This is a genomic window from Ekhidna sp. (assembly GCF_963691765.1).
Taxonomy (GTDB): Bacteria; Bacteroidota; Bacteroidia; order Cytophagales; family Cyclobacteriaceae; genus Ekhidna.
On sequence record NZ_OY829375.1, the window covers coordinates 2296698 to 2316696 of the forward strand.

General features: G+C 38.9%; 14 protein-coding genes. 7 read left to right on the plus strand and 7 right to left on the minus strand.

The features are described 5' to 3' along the window. Positions 1 to 57 precede the first annotated feature (57 nt). The gene (locus ACY650_RS10400) at positions 58 to 1173 is read left to right on the plus strand and encodes an NAD(P)/FAD-dependent oxidoreductase (RefSeq protein WP_462247286.1); all 1116 of its coding nucleotides are present in this window, start codon (positions 58 to 60) and stop codon (positions 1171 to 1173) included. On the opposite strand, the gene ACY650_RS10405 is transcribed toward ACY650_RS10400, so the two are convergent. Next, complete coding sequence (locus ACY650_RS10405) at positions 1166 to 2026, minus strand: UbiA family prenyltransferase (protein WP_462247288.1); 861 nt, start codon at positions 2024 to 2026, stop codon at positions 1166 to 1168. The two genes, ACY650_RS10400 and ACY650_RS10405, sit on opposite strands and share 8 nt — an antisense overlap. Before the next feature lie 40 nt (positions 2027 to 2066). On the opposite strand from ACY650_RS10405, the gene ACY650_RS10410 reads away from it, so the two are divergent. Beyond that, positions 2067 to 3179 carry a type III polyketide synthase gene (locus ACY650_RS10410; RefSeq protein WP_462247290.1) on the plus strand — a complete coding sequence of 371 codons (1113 nt, stop codon included), beginning with the start codon at positions 2067 to 2069 and terminating at the stop codon, positions 3177 to 3179. Next, positions 3172 to 3855, plus strand: a complete 684-nt coding sequence (locus ACY650_RS10415) for a methyltransferase domain-containing protein (RefSeq protein WP_462247292.1) — start codon at positions 3172 to 3174, stop codon at positions 3853 to 3855. Before ACY650_RS10410 ends, ACY650_RS10415 begins: the two co-directional genes overlap by 8 nt. Here the strand turns inward: ACY650_RS10415 and ACY650_RS10420 are convergent, their stop codons facing one another. Continuing rightward, the gene (locus tag ACY650_RS10420) at positions 3856 to 4449 is read right to left on the minus strand and encodes an EF-hand domain-containing protein (RefSeq protein ID WP_462247294.1); all 594 of its coding nucleotides are present in this window, start codon (positions 4447 to 4449) and stop codon (positions 3856 to 3858) included. A gap of 83 nt (positions 4450 to 4532) precedes the next feature. On the opposite strand from ACY650_RS10420, the gene amaB reads away from it, so the two are divergent. After that, entirely contained in the window at positions 4533 to 6071 is a 1539-nt protein-coding gene (amaB, locus tag ACY650_RS10425) for an L-piperidine-6-carboxylate dehydrogenase (protein WP_462247296.1), read from the plus strand. Between the two features lie 284 nt (positions 6072 to 6355). Here amaB and ACY650_RS10430 read toward each other — a convergent pair whose 3' ends face one another. Next, complete coding sequence (locus ACY650_RS10430; RefSeq protein ID WP_462247297.1) at positions 6356 to 6592, minus strand: hypothetical protein; 237 nt, start codon at positions 6590 to 6592, stop codon at positions 6356 to 6358. A gap of 561 nt (positions 6593 to 7153) precedes the next feature. Here ACY650_RS10430 and ACY650_RS10435 point away from each other — a divergent pair. Then, on the plus strand, positions 7154 to 8860 hold the full coding sequence (locus tag ACY650_RS10435) for a choice-of-anchor D domain-containing protein (protein ID WP_462247299.1): 1707 nt from the start codon (positions 7154 to 7156) through the stop codon (positions 8858 to 8860). Positions 8861 to 8881: 21 nt separating this feature from the next. Continuing rightward, entirely contained in the window at positions 8882 to 13396 is a 4515-nt protein-coding gene (locus ACY650_RS10440; protein ID WP_462247301.1) for an Ig-like domain-containing protein, read from the plus strand. A gap of 54 nt (positions 13397 to 13450) precedes the next feature. Here the strand turns inward: ACY650_RS10440 and ACY650_RS10445 are convergent, their stop codons facing one another. The 4 genes from ACY650_RS10445 to ACY650_RS10460 form a co-directional block, all read right to left on the minus strand. After that, entirely contained in the window at positions 13451 to 14656 is a 1206-nt protein-coding gene (locus tag ACY650_RS10445; protein ID WP_462247303.1) for an NAD(P)/FAD-dependent oxidoreductase, read from the minus strand. Positions 14657 to 14665: 9 nt separating this feature from the next. Then, positions 14666 to 16345, minus strand: a complete 1680-nt coding sequence (locus tag ACY650_RS10450; RefSeq protein WP_462247304.1) for a formate--tetrahydrofolate ligase — start codon at positions 16343 to 16345, stop codon at positions 14666 to 14668. Between the two features lie 47 nt (positions 16346 to 16392). After that, on the minus strand, positions 16393 to 16953 hold the full coding sequence (locus tag ACY650_RS10455; RefSeq protein WP_462247306.1) for a DinB family protein: 561 nt from the start codon (positions 16951 to 16953) through the stop codon (positions 16393 to 16395). Positions 16954 to 17020: 67 nt separating this feature from the next. Further along, the gene (locus ACY650_RS10460) at positions 17021 to 17605 is read right to left on the minus strand and encodes a Crp/Fnr family transcriptional regulator (protein WP_462247308.1); all 585 of its coding nucleotides are present in this window, start codon (positions 17603 to 17605) and stop codon (positions 17021 to 17023) included. A 175-nt stretch (positions 17606 to 17780) separates the two neighbouring features. Between ACY650_RS10460 and ACY650_RS10465 the strand changes: the two genes are divergently transcribed. Continuing rightward, positions 17781 to 19691: a tetratricopeptide repeat protein gene (locus tag ACY650_RS10465; RefSeq protein ID WP_462247310.1), complete on the plus strand. Its 1911-nt coding sequence runs from the start codon at positions 17781 to 17783 to the stop codon at positions 19689 to 19691. Positions 19692 to 19999 lie beyond the last annotated feature (308 nt).

A 19999-nucleotide genomic window follows, 5' to 3' on the forward strand; every position in this document is an offset into this window, starting at 1 on the left:
TTAAAAAAGTGAGCCCGCCTTTATTAGGTGGGCTTTTTTATTACCTACCTTCGAAAGGTGAATGATGTGATTGTAATAGGTGGTGGCTTGGCCGGTTTGATCAATTCGATTTTATTGAGAAGAGCAGGCTTGAAGGTGTTGTTATTTGAAGAAAAGAAGTATCCCTTCCATCGAGTTTGTGGTGAATATATATCCAATGAGGTAATTCCCTATTTGAGAAAGATCAACCTATTTCCGGAAGAACTTAATCCTACGAATATTTCGCAATTTCAATTAAGCGCAATCTCAGGGTCATTTTTAAAAATACCATTGGATCTAGGAGGCTTTGGTATAAGTAGGTATCTATTTGATTCCTGGCTCGCAGATAAAGCCAAGCAAGAAGGTGTAGAAATTATTCATGAGAGGATCATAGAATCGGTAATGAAAAACAATCACCATGCAGTGACTTCTAAGTCTGGTGAAGTGTTTGAGTCCAAAGTTGTTATTGGAGCTTTTGGTAAAAGAAGTACCCTAGATAAAAACTTAGATCGACCATTTATCTCGAGAAGGTCACCCTACATAGGCGTAAAATATCATATAAAAACTGACTATGCTGTTAGAGATGAGATTGCCTTGCATAATTTTCAAGGTGGATATTGTGGAATTAGTATGGTGGAAAATGAAGTCTATAATCTTTGTTATTTGTCCCATCGATCAAATCTTAAGAAACATGGTTCCATTCCGAATATGGAGAGAGAGCTAATTGCTCGAAATCCGCATCTCAAGCATTTGTTTAATGAATCAGAATTTCTATTTGAGAAACCAGAGGTTATCAATGAGATAACATTTGAAAAGAAAGAGCCTGTATTTAATCATATTTTAATGTCGGGAGATTCTGCTGGAATGATCACACCACTTTGTGGTAATGGTATGGCCATGGCTATTCATTCGACAAAAATTTTATCAGAATTGATTATTAAGAATTTCAGTGAAGGATTTAATCGTGCCGATCTAGAAGATGACTACAGAGCTGCTTGGAACAGTATGTTTGCTAACAGACTTCTGGCTGGAAGAAAGATCCAAGGTTTATTTGGATCCGCAAACCTATCAGGGACAGCGGTAATGTTTGGAAAGTTATTCCCTCCTTTTACAAGGTACCTGATGAAAAAGACACATGGCTCACCGATTAGCTAAGCCACAGATAGATAAAATATGAATTTAGCATTAGTGCTGAAATGAAGTTTAATCGCATCGTAGACGAGAAGTTAGCAGCAAGGGTGTTCTTTCGCACCTGTAGATACCAATAGCTGAAGTATGTAAGAACTGGAAACATGGCTATCCCAAATAATATTGCTGCGTTTAACGAAAATTCTTTCATGAAGAAATAGAAAAATCCTGTGCTTGAAAACATGAATGCAACAGCGGTAAAATGAAAAGTACCAAGTATGCCTAGTTTTTTACTGATAGTGACGTCACCACGTTTGGTGTCTTCTTCGTGCTGATAGATTTGCGTCATTGGATATGAACCCAGAAGTAGAAATGTGCTCAATGCACCTGGAATTTGAACAGAGGCTACCCATACATCAGCAAGATTTGTATTCGTAACGGCAATGTAGCTAAGTATAAAGGTCCAATATCCTTGGAATATTCCTGCCGCAAGCCATCCAATCACTGGATATTTTTTCAATCGTATGGAAGGATGACTATATGCCTTTGAAATAGCCCCATAGATAAAGATCATGAGAGCAAACTCTAATGAAATTGCAAAAGCACCTATTAGTGCGATGATATCCATTGCGATGGAAACGCCATAAAGTTCCTTGCTGACTTTTGGAGGATTTTTTAGTCCGCCAATGCTGTCTTCATCTTTGTCAAAGTATGAATTATATCCGTTACTAGCTGGATAAACTAAGAGGTGAAGGATAAGGAAGCTAATCCAAAAGTTACCTTGATCTACTTGTCCAGAAACTGCCAGTGCCAAGAGGAAGACAGGCAATAGGTAGAAGGAAAAGGGGATGCGTAGATGAAGTAAAGTAGATTTTTTCAATAGGAATTAGATCTTCTCGTTAAAAAGTTGGTTAATATTAATGAAGTACTGTCAGATGTCCGCATACATTAACCATATCGCTACTGCTCTTCCGGCTAATCTTACCGATCAAAGTCAGATTGCAGATTTTATGGTAACTCACTTACAGCTCAATAAAAATGAGGAAAGAAAACTGAGAGTATTATATCGCGCAAGCGGGATAAAGCAGCGTTATTCTGTACTGCGAGATTTCGGTGAGGATTTAAATGGTCAAAGCTTTTTTAAGGAAGAGGTAGAATTCCCTACTGCAAAGCCAAGAATGCTGATATATCAGCAGCATGCAATCAATTTAGCTGAGGAGGCATGTAATAAAGCATTGAATGAGTCATCAATAAAAAAAGATCAAATTACCCATTTGATTGCGGTAAGTTGTACCGGGATGTATGCACCTGGTCTAGATATAGAACTTGTTGATAGATTGAGTCTGCCTACTTCTACGCAAAGAACATCAATCAATTTCATGGGATGTTATGCTGCATTTAACGCAATGAAAGTTGCTCAAAATATAGTTGAGTCTAATCCTAGCGCCAAGGTAATAGTCGTTTGTGTAGAACTCTGTAGCATACACCTTCAAGAAAAGAAAGATGATGAAAACCTACTTGCAAATGCCATTTTTGGAGACGGAGCAGCAGCTATGATTATGTCTTCGAAACCTGGAGATCGTTCGCTAGAATTAAAAAGCTTTTACAGCGATTTGGCTTTGAGCGGGAGAGATGAAATGGGTTGGTTTATCGGTGATCATGGGTTTGAAATGAAATTGAGCAGCAAGGTGCCAGATGTAATAAAAGAAGGAATCGGTGAATTAACGAATAGACTTCTTGAGAAAATTCAATTAGGGATATCTGATATTGATTTTTTTGCTATCCACCCTGGAGGTAAACGGATCCTTGACGTGATTGAAGAAAAACTTAGCATATCAAAAGATCAAAACTTTGCTGCTCGTGAGATTTTAAGAACCCACGGCAATATGTCTTCCCCCACTGTCTTATTTGTTATTAAGTCATTATTTAATGATATGACAAAAGAAGATGATCAAAAACATCTGCTGAGTTTTGCCTTTGGTCCTGGGCTAACACTCGAAAGTGCAGTGCTAAAAACTCACATTCATGCTTAAGCATCGTTCCGAGGAGTTAGAGATCATGGATGACTTGGATATTTCAGGTCCCGTCATAGATCAAACACTTCGAGAACTAAACACCATCAATAGAAGATTAGGCGGTAATCAAATCAGTATTTCAGCATTCAAAAATTTTGCAAGGGGAAACAAGATTAAGCTGGCAGACTTGGGGTGTGGTGGAGGTGATATAATGGCAGAAATGGCTAAATGGAGTAGGAAAAAAGATATAAATGCATCGTTTGTTGGCATTGATGCGAATCCACATATAGTCGAATATGCTGAGAAAAACACAAAGCAATATTCGGAGATCAGTTACAAAGCGATCAACATTTTTAGCGATGATTTTCAAAAAGAAAAGTTTGATTTGATTCACTGTTGTCTGTTTGTCCATCACTTCACAACGGAGGAATTGGTAGTTCTATTTAAGCAATTTAAAAATCAAGCCAGGTTGGGAGTAATTATCAACGATTTGCACCGACATCCTTTAGCATACTGGAGTATTTTGTTTCTGACGTCACTTTTTTCAAAATCATCGATGGTAAAAAATGATGCCTCTATTTCTGTAGCAAGAGGATTTAAGAAGAGGGAAATCATAGAGATAATGAATAGAGCAGGTATTAGCAACTATAAATTAACTTGGAAATGGGCATTTAGGTGGAAGCTGATTTTTTAACTAGCGCCAGTCACCAAAAATTAAATTGCCCTTAGCATTTTCATCTTCAGATTTAAAGAAGTTGTTCAGTCCGTCAACCATTTCATCCGCAGAGATAAAGCTGTCGTCATTAGTATCTAATTCTTCAAAGCCTTGAATAGCCATCTTTTGCGAGATATTATATATGGTCAGCATGTTGGCGTATTCCTCTCTAGAGATTAACCTATCTCTATTCATGTCGAAGAGATCAAAGATATGGCGCGACGTACGTTGAATGTAGTGATTAAGAATGCTATCATCACCCGATTCAAGCTGGTCTCTAAAGAAAGCAATCCAGTCCCAAAGCGTTAAGCTTAACTCAGGATTATGAAGATCGGTTAGCAACTGAACGAATAGTCGATGAGACTTTAAGAGAATCAGTCTTGCACTTCGTGAATTTTCATTGAGTTTTAATTGGGAAACAATTTTCTTCCCAACATTGACAAAGTCATTGGGTTGTAGTTGCCCATTCCGATCGATATCCAGCACATTAAAGAGGTGGTGAACCTTTCTTTTTTGAGTTTCTGAAAATACGTATCGGGGGCTATTTGGCTCTGTGGTGGTAGCATTCCCCATAAATCGTTCTTCAATTTACAAAATAATTTCTATCAATGCACGCATTTCTTAGCTTTGCGGCCAATTCTTAACAACTAGACAACATGACTCAGGATATTCAAACGATTTTAAAGCGACTTGAAGTAGACGCAGAAAATAAAGGTGCTGCAGTAGGCAGCAGGTGGCTAGATTCTACTGGTAGTAAGCTTACATCCTACTCCCCAGTAAATGGCAATGAAATAGCAAGTGTAACATTGGCTGATGAGAAAGCTTATGACACGGTAATTAAAGAGGCGGAAGCTGCATTCAAAGAGTGGAGATTGCTTCCAGCTCCACAAAGAGGTGAGGTGGTTCGCCAAATTGGCAATGAACTAAGAGAATACAAGCAAGAACTTGGGTCGCTAGTCTCTTATGAGATGGGTAAATCTCTTCAGGAAGGTTTAGGTGAAGTGCAGGAAATGATTGACATCTGCGATTTTGCAGTAGGCCTTTCACGTCAGCTTTATGGACTAACCATGCATTCAGAAAGACCTTCACATAGAATGTATGAGCAGTGGCATCCACTAGGAATTGTGGGAATCATATCGGCATTCAATTTCCCAGTTGCGGTATGGTCATGGAATGCAGCTCTTGCATGGGTATGTGGCGATGTATGTGTATGGAAGCCATCAGAAAAAGCCCCTATTTCTGCTGTTGCATGCCAGAAAATAGCTCAGAGGGTATTTGAAAAGAATAATATCCATCCAGGTGTTTGCGGACTCGTAATTGGTGATGTCGAGATAGGTAAGAGGCTAGCTGCAGATACTAGAGTACCATTGATTTCAGCAACTGGATCTACTCGAATGGGTAAGGCTGTTGGAGAAGTAGTAGGTGCAAGACTCGGAAAACATATTCTAGAACTTGGAGGAAACAATGCAATCATCATTTCTGAGCATGCAGACTTAAATCTAGTTATACCAGGAGCCGTATTTGGTGCAGTGGGTACAGCTGGACAAAGATGTACTTCGACAAGAAGATTGATAATCCATGAGAGTCAATATGAAGAGGTAAAGCAGCGTTTGGTGAAAGCGTATGGACAACTGAGAATTGGAGATCCATTGGATGAGAATAATCACGTTGGGCCACTTATTGACGCTGATGCAGTGAAAATGTATCAGGCAGCTATTGAAAAAGTAAAAGCCGAAGGTGGCAATACTGTCATTGAAGGAGAAGTATTATCTGGAGAAGGCTATGAGTCTGGATGCTATGTAAAGCCAGCAATTTATGAAGCGCAAGCTGACTATGAGATCGTTTGTAACGAGACTTTCGCTCCTATCTTGTACTTGATTAAGTACTCAACAATTGAGGAGGCAATAGAAATTCAAAATGCTGTTCCTCAGGGATTATCCTCTGCGATCATGACCACTAATATTAGGGAGTCAGAAATGTTTCTTTCGCACGCTGGATCTGATTGCGGTATTGCAAACGTCAATATTGGTACATCTGGTGCTGAGATTGGGGGAGCATTTGGAGGTGAAAAAGAAACAGGTGGTGGCCGAGAGTCTGGGTCTGATGCTTGGAAAGCTTACATGAGACGTCAAACCAATACTATTAACTATTCGACTGAACTGCCATTGGCTCAGGGAATCAAGTTTGAGCTGTAAAAGAACAGCACGATAAGGCCAATTAGGCTGAAAATAACTACTATTAAAAAGGTCTGCCTGGCGCGGACCTTTTTTTGTTTTGCATGGAATTTCTCTAAAAATATACGCTTGGTTTCAGGATCGTAGTTCTTCGTTTTTTCTTTGATTTTTTTTCTGACATAAAAGAAGTTGTTCTCTTCATAAATCTGCTTCATTGATTTTTTACGTCCACTCAATAGTTTCCTATTGCTCCGAAAAGTTTGAACCATGTGGTTAATCACTCCAAATCCACCCATCTGACAATATTACAAAAGACTGTTTATCCCATTTATAATTCCGATCACAATACCAGCGGTTAGAAGACCACTGATAACAAGCATGTAGTACCTCATCTTCAATTGCCTTCTCTTCTTTTCATAAAACTTGACCAGGAACTCCCTTAATTGTTCAGGGTCATATTGCCTTGGATCTATTGTTTTTCGTTCAGCATAAAGAAGTCTATTTTCATCGTAAAGCTCTTTGATAGACTTCCTTGTTTTCATTGAAGATCTTTTAGAACTAGTTGCTTTAAGAGTATGAAATCCGCTCATGCCTCCATATCTGCAAATTTCATGCGGCTAAACCGCCACTTATATTATTTAAATGTTATAAAATCGTTTATTAATAAAATATTGAACTGCCTTAGTATTGATCGATTAGTAGGGTTATCCTATTGATGCTTGTAATAACCCATATTAATAGTTATGGTATGAATTGATGTTCTTTAATCAAAAAGACAACTAAGGAAGCAAAATCTTAAGGTTTTGCTATTAGGCGACTCAATTTGAGTCGCCTTTTTTATCGCTAATTAAAAGTTGGCAAGTTTTTGAAGTGATTTGACAGGAAAGATAAGGTTGAAATGTTAAGATTTACATTACTATTTTTTAAAACATAAAACGCAGATAATCAACGTGTTAATTTTCGAACCGTCTTTATTTATTGTAAAATTTTTATATTTATTTCTTTTCATCACTTAACCGCCAAATTACCCATCGCCTGTATCGAATAACTTTTGTTATTCGCTTACTACCTATTACAAAAAATTCCACTTAACGACTAACACCATGAAATCAAAGCCAAATATGGTCCTTTGGACTTTTAGCATGTTTGCTATTTTGCTATCGGCATTAAATGCGATAGGACAACAAGAAATTACTGTAACAACTACATCTATTGATGAGTCTCTAGAGCCTGGAAACATTATAACAGTAAATGTCACCATCACCAACGATGGAGACGCACCACTTAACTGGTCTTCAGAGCTAGGAGATGTTTATGGAAGAGGACCTGGCGTGGCATTTTCCAAAGACGACTTTGCGAATTGGATTATACCAGCAAATCAAGATCGAATAGCCAACAATGTTTGGATCGCTCGTGCGGATAACCAAAGTATTTTCAACGCCAAATCGGAAACTTCCGCAAATAATAGTTCTCCTACAGATACAGAATGGGCCTCTGGGGGATTAAACGCGGCCTCCAGCTTTGATACATTTAAGAATATGCATGGTGGAGATCCTCAATCTTTAATTGGGAATACAGCGACACTTCATGCTATTTCAGACGATGAGTATTTCGAATTAGACTTTAGCGGCTGGACGGGAAGTAATGGCGGAGGAGGCTTCGCTTATACAAGATATAAAATGTATGAGTATTTAAACTTCAATTCGGTTACAACTGGTACTTTGGCTGCAGCAGAGCAAGTGATTCTTGCAATTCAAATATCAGCAAATGATATAATGTCAGGAACATATGCTGGCAGCTTGACAATCACCAGTGACGATGCAGATGAGGGGACAATCGTAATTCCTATCAATCTTGAAGTGCTGCCAGCAGCTACGTTCGAAGTGTCAGCAAATTCTTTTTCGCAGACATTAAATACTGGCGATGTTTCAGTAACTGAGACATTTACAATATCGAATAATGGAGTTTCAGATTTGAATTGGTCTTCAACTGAAACATCAGGAAGACCAAGCGAAATGTCAGGGGTGACACTAGATAATTTTAGTGGCACTGTTGCATCAGGAGAATCACAAGTGGTTACAATCACTTTCAGTGACAACGGCAATAATGAAGGCATGTATGAATGGCCACTCACACTTTTCTCAAATGATCCAAGTAATTCAAATGAAACGATTAATATTTCACTAGAGATTATAGGTGAAGCCTTGATCGATTATGATGAGCTAGATCCTTTTGAAGACACTTTTTTGGGCACTACATCAAATCAGACTTTTACCATTTATAATGAAGGCACAGCGGATCTTGTAGTATCAGGGATAACAAGTAGCTCTTCCCAATTTACGCCAACCTCTACTATACTTACCATTGAGCCTGAAGAGACAGCGGATGTTAGTGTTCTTTTTTCACCGGATGCAGCAAGTTCTTTTTCTGGAAACATTACAATTACGTCAAATGATGCTGAAACGCCGAGTGTAGTGATTCCAGTTTCTGGAAATGGTGTTTCTACGCCGCAAATGAGTGTTTCTCCACTAGCTTTTTCTGAAAGCATTTCCACTTCAGAGACAGCTAACAACACCGTTACAGTTAGTAACTCTGGTGATGGAGAATTGGAATGGACAGTGAACATCAACGCAGGAGCCTTAGAACCTACTGGAACTTTCTTCGAAAAAGACAATGGTGCAGATATTTCATTAGAAGCCAATCAAGATAGGTTGTCTGCTGAAGTTTGGTTAGTAAGAGGAAGCTCAGAACCAATGTTCAACTATTTCGAGGAGACTTCTTGGAGCGAGAGTACGGCAACCATTGAGTGAGCAAATGGACCTACTTCAGAGGTGACAGCTGATGATTATGGTACCATTAGAGATGTGCTAAATGGAAATATCGGAAATGAAATTGTGGGTTCGACGCTATCACTGCATCTAATTAATGAAAACAGATATTTTGACATTGAGTTTCACTCTTGGACGAGAGATGGCAATGGTGGGGGGTATTCGTATACCAGAAGAGAAGTATTGCAATGGTTAAATGTAGATGAAACCATTGTTGAAGGAGATTTGAATACGACGGCTGCTGATGCAAGTGTCATGTTTGATCTCGATATAGATGGGTCAGTAATGTTCGAAGGAGACTTTGTGGGTACAGCAACAATTTCTTCTAACGACCCGCTTGAACCAGTGCAGGTAATTACAGTAAATGTGAATGTTACAGGTACACCAGATATTACCAGCACTGAGACCACGGCGAGCACTTCAGTCGAAAACGGTGCTTCTATCACCTTAGAGGTTCCTATCATCAACTCAGGAAGCGGAACATTAGAAGTATCAAATGTTGTTTCGGATAACTCGGTTTTGGTACCAGCAGAAACAAGCTTTTCTGTTCCTCCATTTAGTACATATGTGGTTGAAGCGACATTTTCACCCATGGCTGTACAGACCTACGATATAGATTTGACTGTTACCAGTGATGATCCAGTTAGTCCTAGCTATGTAATTGATGTAACAGCCGATGGACTTGATGCTCCTACCTTTTCAATAACACAAACTTCATTTAGCCAGACATTGGCGGCAGGAAGCTCAACTACAGTTACATTTACGATTGAAAACACAGGAGATGGTACATTAAACTGGAATGCAGGAGATGAAACTTACTTTTCAAAAGCCAATTATGCAGATCCATCGCTAGAAGAAAATCAAGATCGTATCAAAGCGGATGTTTGGATTACAAGAAATGAATACGAGCCAATTTTCAACTATTTCGAAACCGATAACTACAATAGTAATAGTGAAACAATCATGTATGGAGATGGCCAAACCAACTCACTTTCGTTTAGTGATTACACTCCGGATTTTCAGGAGGCCACAGATAATTGCGGTAGCTGCTTAGAAGGCAATACTCTTTCTCTTTACTTGGTAGATTACGATGAATATTATGACTTAGATATTGATTTTTGGCAGTCGAATGAAAGTGGAGGTGGAGTCACTTATACCAGAAGACTTGCATCTCAATGGCTGTCTTTGGATTCCTACAGCGATGAATTAGGAACTGAAGGAACGAGCTTAGTAGGAGTAACTTTTGACGCTACTAACCTAAATGCTGGAATGTACACTTTCTCATATGATGTTTTATCCAACGATCCGGCAAATCCAACCACTACCCTAACATTTAACTTGGAGGTTACAGGTACTCCAAACCTTTCAATCACTGAAGGCAGTGATTTTAGCTTTAGCAACGTCTTTGTTGGCGAAACAAGCGATGAAGGTGAATTGTCGATTAGAAATACAGGGACGGATGTACTTAATGTTACAGATATAACATTTGACGATGCAGTATTTAGTGCATCAGTAACAACTGCAACTATTCAACCTGATGAGACTGTAAGCATCGCGTTATCTTTTGCACCAGGAGCTGAGCAAGCATACAATGCAACGGGAACTATAACAAGCGATGATGGTGATTCGCCTCATACTTTTAGCGTAAGTGGAACGGGAATTGCTCCACCTGATGTGACAGTTGATGTTTCTACAATTAGTGCCGAGCTATTATCAGGAGGAACTGTTGAGAAATCGTTTACAGTTACCAATAATGGCACAAGTTCGGTTGGAATAAGTATTGATAAAATAACCGTAGCAGGAACTGATGAAGTCATCTTTGAAAAAGAAGATTTTGCTGATTGGACCCTAGAAGCTAATCAAGATCGTGTTTCTGAAAATCTTTGGATTACAAGAGGTGACAGACAAGGTCTTTTCAATGCTGCTCTTGAGACAGAGTACACCAGTGGAGAAAGAGGTGAACGAATTGCCATTGTGATCGAGGTTCCCGAAATCGATCCTTATGATGCTTCTCCTCACGGGACACTTTGGGCGAATGGACGAACGTCGGAAGCAGAGAGGTACGAATCATGGAGAAATGCCATCGAAGGAGACGCTGCTGATCTACCTGGTGAAACACTTTCAATGTGGGACGTTGAAGAGGATAAGTATTATGACGTTGAATTTTTAAGTTGGACGTCAGGAGGCGGATGCTGTGGTAATCCATCACAAGGAGGTGGATTTTCATATAGAAGATATGAGGCTGTTGCCTGGATTACAGACTTTACATTACCAGAAGGTGCTATCGATGGAGAGTCGTCGCAAGAAGTAACATTTGATATTAATGCTGAAGGAATTAGTGCAGGAGAATATGAAGCTGTAATTTCTATTTCGGATGGATTGAATACGGATGAAATAACGGTATCATTGACGGTTCTTGGTTTACCAGAAATTGTGGTTGAGGAGGATGCTTTAGATTTTGAATCAGTTTTTGTAGGAACTGAAGAAACGCTTGAATTGGGAATTGAAAATATAGGACTTGCCAATCTTGAGATCTCAAGCATTACTACTGATAATTCGGCTTTCACGGTATCAAATGTGCCATCTAGTATTGGTATTGGTGAGTCAGAATCAGTTGAAGTTACTTTTACTCCAACAGAAACTGTTAGTTATACGGCTGTTCTTACGATCTCTAGCAATGATGGTACTACTTCTAACTATACAGTTGACTTGTCAGGTTCTGGAGCGAACCCTCCAGTGTTAAGTGTTGATAAGACGGCACTTGATCAAACAGTATTTTTTGGAGCTTCTGCTTCGCAGACGTTCACTATATCCAATACTGGTGATGCGGATTTAGAATGGAATCTGGGCCTTTCTGGTGGTACTGTCGAGTTTTCAAGGCCTGATAATGTTGATTGGACATTGGAAGAGAATCAAGATCGAATTGCAGATGATGTTTGGATAACAAGAGGATCCTCGAGAGGTATTTTCAATATAGCACGAGAGGAGGAATTCAATCGCGCAACTGATGAGTCACCTGCAGGAACGCTATGGGGAAGTGGTGCTACTGGAGAGGTAGGAGATGAAGGCGAAGGACCGTATTGTTTTGAGGAACTAAGGATGCCTAGACCTATTGGAGGTGGTTATGGTAATTGGAGAAATATTGTTGGAGGTAATCCAAGTAGTGACAACATCTATTCTATGCATCTAACAAATCAAGATCTATACTATGATGTAGTATTTACTTACTGGGCCCAAGGTGATGATGATGGACAAGGGAGTACAGGAGGATTTACCTATGAAAGAACCCCTGCATTTTTTGAATATGATGCAGTGTCTTTCTCTGTCTCAGAGGGGGTTGTTGAGCCAGGGGGTAGCCAGGAAGTGACGGTATTCTTTAACCCGAACGGTACTTTTGATGGGAGATTTGAACTTCCATTACAAGTAGAGAGTAATGATCCGAACGGACCTGCTGAAATTCCACTGACCTTAAATGTCAATGGAATTATTGTTGAAAACCCAATCGACGATCAGATTGAAAATGAAGGTTTTGCATCCACCACAATAAATATTTCAGATGTGTTTTTAGACGCTCAAAATGATCCTCTTACTTACACGGTAGAGAGTAGTGATGGTAGTGTGGCTTCTGCTACAGAAAGTGGAGGAACGTTAACAGTGACTGAGGCAGGAATTGGGACAACTGCAATTTCGATTCTTGCAGAAGATGGAAAAGGTAATGAAGTCCTATTCGAATTTGACTTTAGAGTAAATGCCCTACCTGAAGTTGCTTCAGCGATTTCAGATCAATCATATGATATCTCATTTACTACTCATGATTTTAATCTTAATAATGTGTTCTCAGATGAAGATGAAGGAGACGAACTGACCTTTAGTGCTAGTTCTGGAGATGAAGATGTTGCTACTGTTGAAGTGAACAATGGAACACTAACAGTGACCGAAGTTTCAGCAGGAACTGCAGATATTACAGTGACCGCAAATGATGGCAATGGCGAAGTTTCTGATGTGTTTGAAGTAGAAATTAACAAACTAGCGCAGTCTATTACATTTACTGCCCTAGGATCAGTTTCTGAAGATGTTGGAACAATTACCTTGTCAGCAACTGCGTCCTCTGGTCTAGATGTGACATATGAAAGTTCTAATGCATCTGTTGCTACTGTTTCAGGTAATATATTGACTGTTCTTGCTGATGGACAAACAACAATCACAGCGTCGCAAGCAGGTAATGAAGAGTATAGTCCAGCCAATGATCGGACTAGAACTTTAACTGTCGAAAGAGTTCTTAGCACAGAAGATCTCGAAGCTGTAGAAATATATCCTAACCCAGTGGATGATTACTTAACTGTTACGAATGAGAAGGCTACTAAAATTTCAATCTATCACTTGGATGGTAAGTTGATTATTTCTGAAGATATCTCAGGGCAAGTGAATCTGAGCAAACTTGATCAAGGGGTATACATGATTAAGTTGTTGGATAATCAAGGCGAAGAAATATACTCAGGACGTTTATTGAAAAATTAAGTATAAAAGTAACTAAGGAAGCAATCAGCTAAGGCAGGTTGCGAAATGGGCGACTCAATTTGAGTCGCCTTTTTTTATTAGCTCTGAAATAATTTGACCAGTAGCTGGTGCTAAGCTGAGACCAAGCATACCATGTCCTGTGGCAATGATCAGATTTTTGTACTTATTGGATTGTTCGATTATTGGTAAACCACGACTAGACATAGGTCTCCAGCCAGCCCACGGTTGCGGATCAGATTGGTCAATATCAGTATGTAAATATTCTTTAGAAGCTCTTTTTAGAGCTTCAAGTCGTTTCGTGTTTAAGGAGTTATCAAATCCAGTGAATTCCATGGTACTACCTAACCTAAAGCCATCAGCCCATGGTGTAGCCACCACCTTTTTTTCAAACATATAAACAGGAAGTTTTGGTTGATTTTTGAGGCTAGTAGCATAGGTAAGGTTATAGCCCTTACCGGGGATCATCGGAAGTGATATTCCAATTTTTCTTGCTAAAAGATAACTAGGAGCTCCAGCTGCTAAGATGAATTTATTGGATGAAATCTCATCTTGTTCTGTTTGTATACTAGTTATTGAATTTCGAGTCGTGTTGATCTCTGTTACTTGACCAGTATACGTTTTAACACCATTCTTATTATTAATTTTTTTTATCTCTTCTAACAACCTATCTGGCCTAAGCCAACCATCGGTATGAAATATAGCCCCTCCTACAGCATCATCTTTTATAGATGGCTCTAAATCCAGAAGCTTTGATTTAGTTATAATCTCACTAGACAAACTATTACTAGATAAGAATTCAACTTCCTTCTTCAGGGTTTGGAATCCAGATTTAGAATTAGCCACGAACATTAGCCCATCTGGTTTAAACGCACTTTCACTCAACTCTGAAGTCAAATATTCTTGATATAGTCTCCAGCTAGATTGTAACATCTCGTTTCGAACGGCAACAACCTTTTTAATTGAAGACTTGCGAGAATGCCACATGAAGGATAAAAACCACTTGATAAATGCGCCATCTAATTGTGGTTTTATAGACAAAGGAGCATCTTTTTTCCCCAACCATTTCACTCCTTGGAGCATGGCTGAAAAAGAATTGAGTGGAGCTATGTGGCTAGGGGTAACAAGTCCACAATTGCCCGAAGATGCTGGAGGCATTCCCGTAGCATCGTCTACGATAACGACTTCATAGTCTGACTTAGATAGGTAGTATGCTGTGAATTGACCTATAATGCCACCTCCAATTATAACTATTTTTTCCATTTCGCTCAATCAGAATAGTCCAGTAATATTTCCGTTTTTATCAATATCAATATTTTCAGCAGCAGGCTTAGTAGGTAGACCAGGCATCCTTAACATTTTCCCAGTTATTGGAATAATGAACCCAGCGCCAGCTGCAATTTCGACCTCCCGAACATTGATAGTAAAATTTTGAGGCCTCCCGTACGATTTTGCATCGTCCGAAAAGGAGTTTTGAGTTTTCGCCATGCAGATGGGAAAATCGGAGAATCCGAGTGTTTCCGCTCTCCGTAATATGGTATTGGCATTTGGACTATAAACAATTTTATTCGCTCCGTATATTCGTTCGGCTATGGCTCCAATTTTATCCTTTAGAGGGGCGTTCAATTCATAAGTAGGTTTAAAGCTACGGTCACAACTATTGGCTGCATCTACAACTTTTTGTGCTAAATCAGCCATGCCTTTACCTCCATTCTTCCAACCGTCTGCATAGGCTATCTCCACATTCAACTCATTGCATCTATCTACGATGCATTGGAGTTCTTCAGAAGTATCTGCTATGAATTTGTTTATGGCTACTACTACAGGAATATTAAACGATTTAATATTTTCGATATGCTTTTCTAAGTTCCCAAGACCTTCTTTTACTGCATTGGCATTGGGCTCTTGAAGTTGATCTTTGCTGACTCCTCCATGATATTTGAGCGCTCTCACAGTAGCGACTAGAACTACAGTTTTGGGACTTATACCTCCAGCTCTACATTTAATATTGAAGAATTTTTCGGCACCTAAATCTGCACCAAAGCCTGCTTCCGTCACTACATAATTAGCAAGTGATAGACCTATTTTGGTACCGACCAATGAGTTTGTCCCCTGAGCAATATTTGCAAAGGGGCCTCCATGGATAATGGCTGGATTTCCCTCTAGTGTTTGTACGAGATTAGGTTTTATAGCATCCTTAAGTAATGCTGCCATTGCTCCATGTGCATTTAGGTCCCTTCCAAAAATGGGCTCTCCTGAGAAGGTATCTCCTACATATATGTTCCCCATCCGTTCTTTTAGATCGGAAAGATCCCTTGCCAAACATAAAATGGCCATAATTTCAGAAGCCGCAGTGATATTAAATCCTGACTCCTGAAGAAATCCTCCTTGCTTGCCTCCCAGTCCTGTTACAATATGCCTTAGCGACCTATCGTTCATGTCCATTGCCCATCGCCATTTTACTGTTCTAGGATCAATACCAAGGTTTCTTGACCGGCCGTAAATGTTGTTGTTTATTAAAGCGGATAGTAGGTTGTTAGCCTTTTCGATTGCCGCGAAGTCTCCATTGAAGTGAAGATTAATATCTTCCATAGGTATTAGCTGAGAGTAACCGCCACCGGTAGCGCCTCCTTTTACTCCAAACACAGGTCCCAATGAAGGTTCCCTTAACACAGCAACAGCCTGTTTCCCAATGTGATTTAAACCATCTACGAGACCAACTGAAACTGTAGTTTTCCCTTCGCCTGCAGGTGTAGGTGTGATCGCGGTAACTAGAATCATGTTGTTTTTGCTCACATTTTGATCATCGATATAAGAAAGCGGGATTTTGGCTTTATGCTTTCCGTATTGTTCGATATCACCATTATTCAAACCAAGTTTTTTGGCGATCTGATCGATAGGTTTCAAAGATGCAGACTGTGCAATCTTCAGGTCAGGATTTTCGTTGCTCATCTTTTTATTGCTATATGACTTTCACCCAATAAAATAAGATGAAAGTGTTATTCTATATCCTCTAAGATACTAGCAATCTGAACGATATGTCGCTGTTCATGTGCTAAGATGAAACGGAAGCATTCTGGAACATAAAATTTCATTCTTTCACCCAAGGCTGTCGGCATTTTTATATCCTTCAGATTTTTTACCCTCGCCTGTCTAATCAATTCATTGAATGCTTCCTTATTAGCTAAGAATAAGTCAATGGTTTCATTTTTTTTGTCAGGTTCAGATATTGGATTGAAAAAATCAAAAGTTTTCATTTTAAACCTACGCTTATCACCTTTTGGTCTCATTGAATAGATTGACAGCCTTCCTAAAATAGTAGATTGAAATTCTAATACTTCATCCGATGATAATTCGGGGGCAGAATCAATAGCCAATTGAAAATTATCGAGGTACTTTTCGTACACCCTATTCAGATGACTGACCACTTCTAAAATTGACCACTTCTTCTCATTCATCTTCCAGTTGAGTTTTTCATCGGAAAATTCAGCTACTTCCGTTTTGATGTAGTTCTTTATCTTATTCGATTGTTCAAGGATTTGCTCGAAATTGACTTCCATAATCTTTTGAATTTTTGATGAATCAAAGCTCAAGCATGATTACCAGAAAAAAATTGATCTAGATCAACTAATCTCTGAGTGCTCGCAATCGGCTTAATGTCTCTGGTGTCATGTTCAAATAGCTAGCCAAATACTTTTGTGGGATTTGTAATAGTTCTTGTGGACATCTTTTTATAAAGGCGTCAAATCGTTCTTTTGCTGTCAGAGTCAACATTTCTACCTCCCTACTTCCTCTGCCGAAAAGTATCATCTCCATGAAATGAGTTCTCCACTGATAAAATTCAGGAAATTGAATAAAGAGTTGGTCATACTTTTCTTTATTGATCCCGATCAGCTTCGATGGAGTCAAGGTTTCCATGAAGTAATTCGAAGGAGTTTGTGTGATAAACGAGTCATAAATCCCCGAAGGAGAGCCTTTATAGGAAAAACCAAATACAACCTTTTCACCTTTGCTATTTATTAAATACCCTGCCTGAACACCCGAAAGAGCAAAATAAAAATATTTGGCTACCGTACCGCCTTCGACCAAAAAAGCCCTTTGAGCATATTCTCTCTCCTCAAAGTTGGAATCTAGATACTCATATGCCTCATCGCTTATAGAAATGTATTTTCCAAAGTTGGAATCGATAATTGCTTTTACTTCTGGTTTCAATTAAAATGTAACTTGATGTATAGCTGATTAAGATAATTCAATTCAAAAACTTTTAGAATAATTGGATGAGCACAAGTTAGAAGCTAGAAAAGCATCATATTTATAAGTCTTAAAATAGGTTTTCTTTTCTAATATTGACGTTTTTAAAGAAACCATTATATACCATCATTACCATATGAGATATCTGCTATACCTGATATTATGCATTTCGAGTATCTCAATTGTACTTGCACAAAATGCTACCATTGACAGTTTAGAAAACATTCTAGACACTCAGGATCTTGATACCAATAAGGTGAATACATTGATAAATCTTGCTTTCGAGTGGAGATATATCGATGCTGCGAAAACCATAGTTTATGCCAATGATGCAATAGCGCTTGCAGATGATATAGATTTTGTGAAAGGAAAAGCACAAGCGCTTCGTAACCTTGGTTTGGGATATAATTACATGGGGAATAGAGATTCTGCTGCATTCTATGTATCAACTTCAAGAGACCTCGCTCAAGAGAATGGATTGATCCAGATACAAGCCGATGCGCTCAATACCTTAGGAAATATTCATTTCGGAAAATCTCAGTATGACTCTGCTAGAATGGCGTTTCAGCAATCATATGAGTTGTTTGATTTGATCAAGAATTATGAAAATAGGGCTGTATTGCTGGCAAGTATTGCAGTTACTTACAGTGAACAAGGTAAGTATTCCAAAGCCCTTGAAATGTATCAAGAGTCCTTATTGTATTTCGAAGAAAATGACAATGCCAATATGATGGCAAACCTGTATAACAATATTGCCAATATCTATTTGGAACGAAGTGATTTCAACAAGGCGTTTGAGTACTATTCCAACACCTCAAAATATGACAGCATTACAGGAAATAAAGCAGGGAGAGCACATACACTTCTAAATATGGGTAATGTTCTAGTGCATCTGAAGCAAATAGATCAGGCAAAGAATAACTACTGGTTATCCATTTTCCTAGCCAATTCTAGTGGGTCTAAATGCACGGCGGCAATGCCAATGACTCAACTTGGAGATCTTTACTTAGAGGAGCAGATCTATGATTCGGCCTATCACTATATCTCTAGCGCTTTGTCGCTTGCACAAGATTGCGACAACAAAAGAACGATGGCTAGTGTATATCTGGACTTAGGAGAGTACTACAGTATTAAAGGTGATTTAAATAAATCGGAAGCTACGCTTCTTGAAGGGTTTAATCTTGCGAAAGCCAATGATCTAATCCCAAATATGGAGGAGTTATCCAATGCGCTGCACAAAGTGTATCAACGTAAAGGTCAATATAGATCAGCATATGAATTCTTAGCAATTTCGAAAGACCTTCAGAATGAGCAATTCAATGAAAATAGTACAAAGAGAATTACTCGTCTTGAAGCAGAATATGAATTCGAAAAAGAAAAACAAATAATCGCAGAAGAGCAGAAAAGAACTGAGCTCGCTTATGAACAAGAGCTAGCTCGAGAACGATGGATGCTGATAAGTGCAGGTGTACTCATTGTATTGATTTCAATAATTGCATTGTTCGCTTATCGATCCTATAAAGTGAAGAAAACGGCAAATTTGCTGCTCGAAGAAAAGAACTTGAGGTTAGCAGAGCTTAGAGAAAGAGAGAAGAGACTATCTGATGAAGCCATTGCTTCTAAGGAGCGTGAGTTGGCAACTATGGCTATGGCTTCGCATGAAAAAAACAGTTTGCTAAGTGATCTTGAGCAGAAGGTCAGTTTCATTGAAGCTCGAATTGGTGACGAAATGAAAACCAGCTTGAAGGAAATGAAAAAAGCCATCGCTGATGGTTATTCATTAGACAAAAGTTGGGATAGCTTCCTACACAGATTTGAAGATGTGCATCCACACTTTTTTGATAAGCTGAAAGATCAAAACCCAATATTGACAGTGGATGATCTTAAATTGAGTGCCTACCTTAAAATCGGAATGTCGAATAAAGAGATCGCCAATGTGACGCATTTGACGCTTGGGTCGGTTAAAAGTAAGATTAATCGATTGAAGAAGAAATTGGAGATGGGTCCACAAGACAGTCTAAGAGATTTTATGCTCAAATACGCATAAAAAAAGCGACCCCACCACGAGTCGCTCTATTCACACCTAAGATAGGTGTTCCGCCTTAGTACTACCTAAATATATCCTTAGCTGGTAATCCTATAATTTCTTTAAAGTAAAAAGAAGCGGTTCACGTGGAACCGCTCTTTTAAGCATCCTCTTTCGGATGCTCCGCCTTAGTATCACTACCACGAGATACACTAATTATAAATATTAGATGCCTCAAAGATTATTTACTTGTTTTGGCTGAAGAAATTTTATAGGGTAGCAAAAGGTTAGCACTTTGAAATTTTATTCTTCTTTTCAGTTAGACCATA

What these genes read in the sequence shown, in the direction of transcription:
- ACY650_RS10410 (WP_462247290.1), top strand. Translation starts at nt 2,067, where the DNA reads ATGAAGTACTGTCAGATGTCCGCATACATTAACCATATCGCTACTGCT.
- ACY650_RS10415 (WP_462247292.1), top strand. Translation starts at nt 3,172, where the DNA reads ATGCTTAAGCATCGTTCCGAGGAGTTAGAGATCATGGATGACTTGGAT.
- ACY650_RS10420 (WP_462247294.1), bottom strand. Translation starts at nt 4,449, where the DNA reads ATGGGGAATGCTACCACCACAGAGCCAAATAGCCCCCGATACGTATTT.
- amaB (WP_462247296.1), top strand. Translation starts at nt 4,533, where the DNA reads ATGACTCAGGATATTCAAACGATTTTAAAGCGACTTGAAGTAGACGCA.
- ACY650_RS10430 (WP_462247297.1), bottom strand. Translation starts at nt 6,592, where the DNA reads ATGAAAACAAGGAAGTCTATCAAAGAGCTTTACGATGAAAATAGACTT.
- ACY650_RS10435 (WP_462247299.1), top strand. Translation starts at nt 7,154, where the DNA reads ATGAAATCAAAGCCAAATATGGTCCTTTGGACTTTTAGCATGTTTGCT.
- ACY650_RS10445 (WP_462247303.1), bottom strand. Translation starts at nt 14,656, where the DNA reads ATGGAAAAAATAGTTATAATTGGAGGTGGCATTATAGGTCAATTCACA.
- ACY650_RS10450 (WP_462247304.1), bottom strand. Translation starts at nt 16,345, where the DNA reads ATGAGCAACGAAAATCCTGACCTGAAGATTGCACAGTCTGCATCTTTG.
- ACY650_RS10455 (WP_462247306.1), bottom strand. Translation starts at nt 16,953, where the DNA reads ATGGAAGTCAATTTCGAGCAAATCCTTGAACAATCGAATAAGATAAAG.
- ACY650_RS10465 (WP_462247310.1), top strand. Translation starts at nt 17,781, where the DNA reads ATGAGATATCTGCTATACCTGATATTATGCATTTCGAGTATCTCAATT.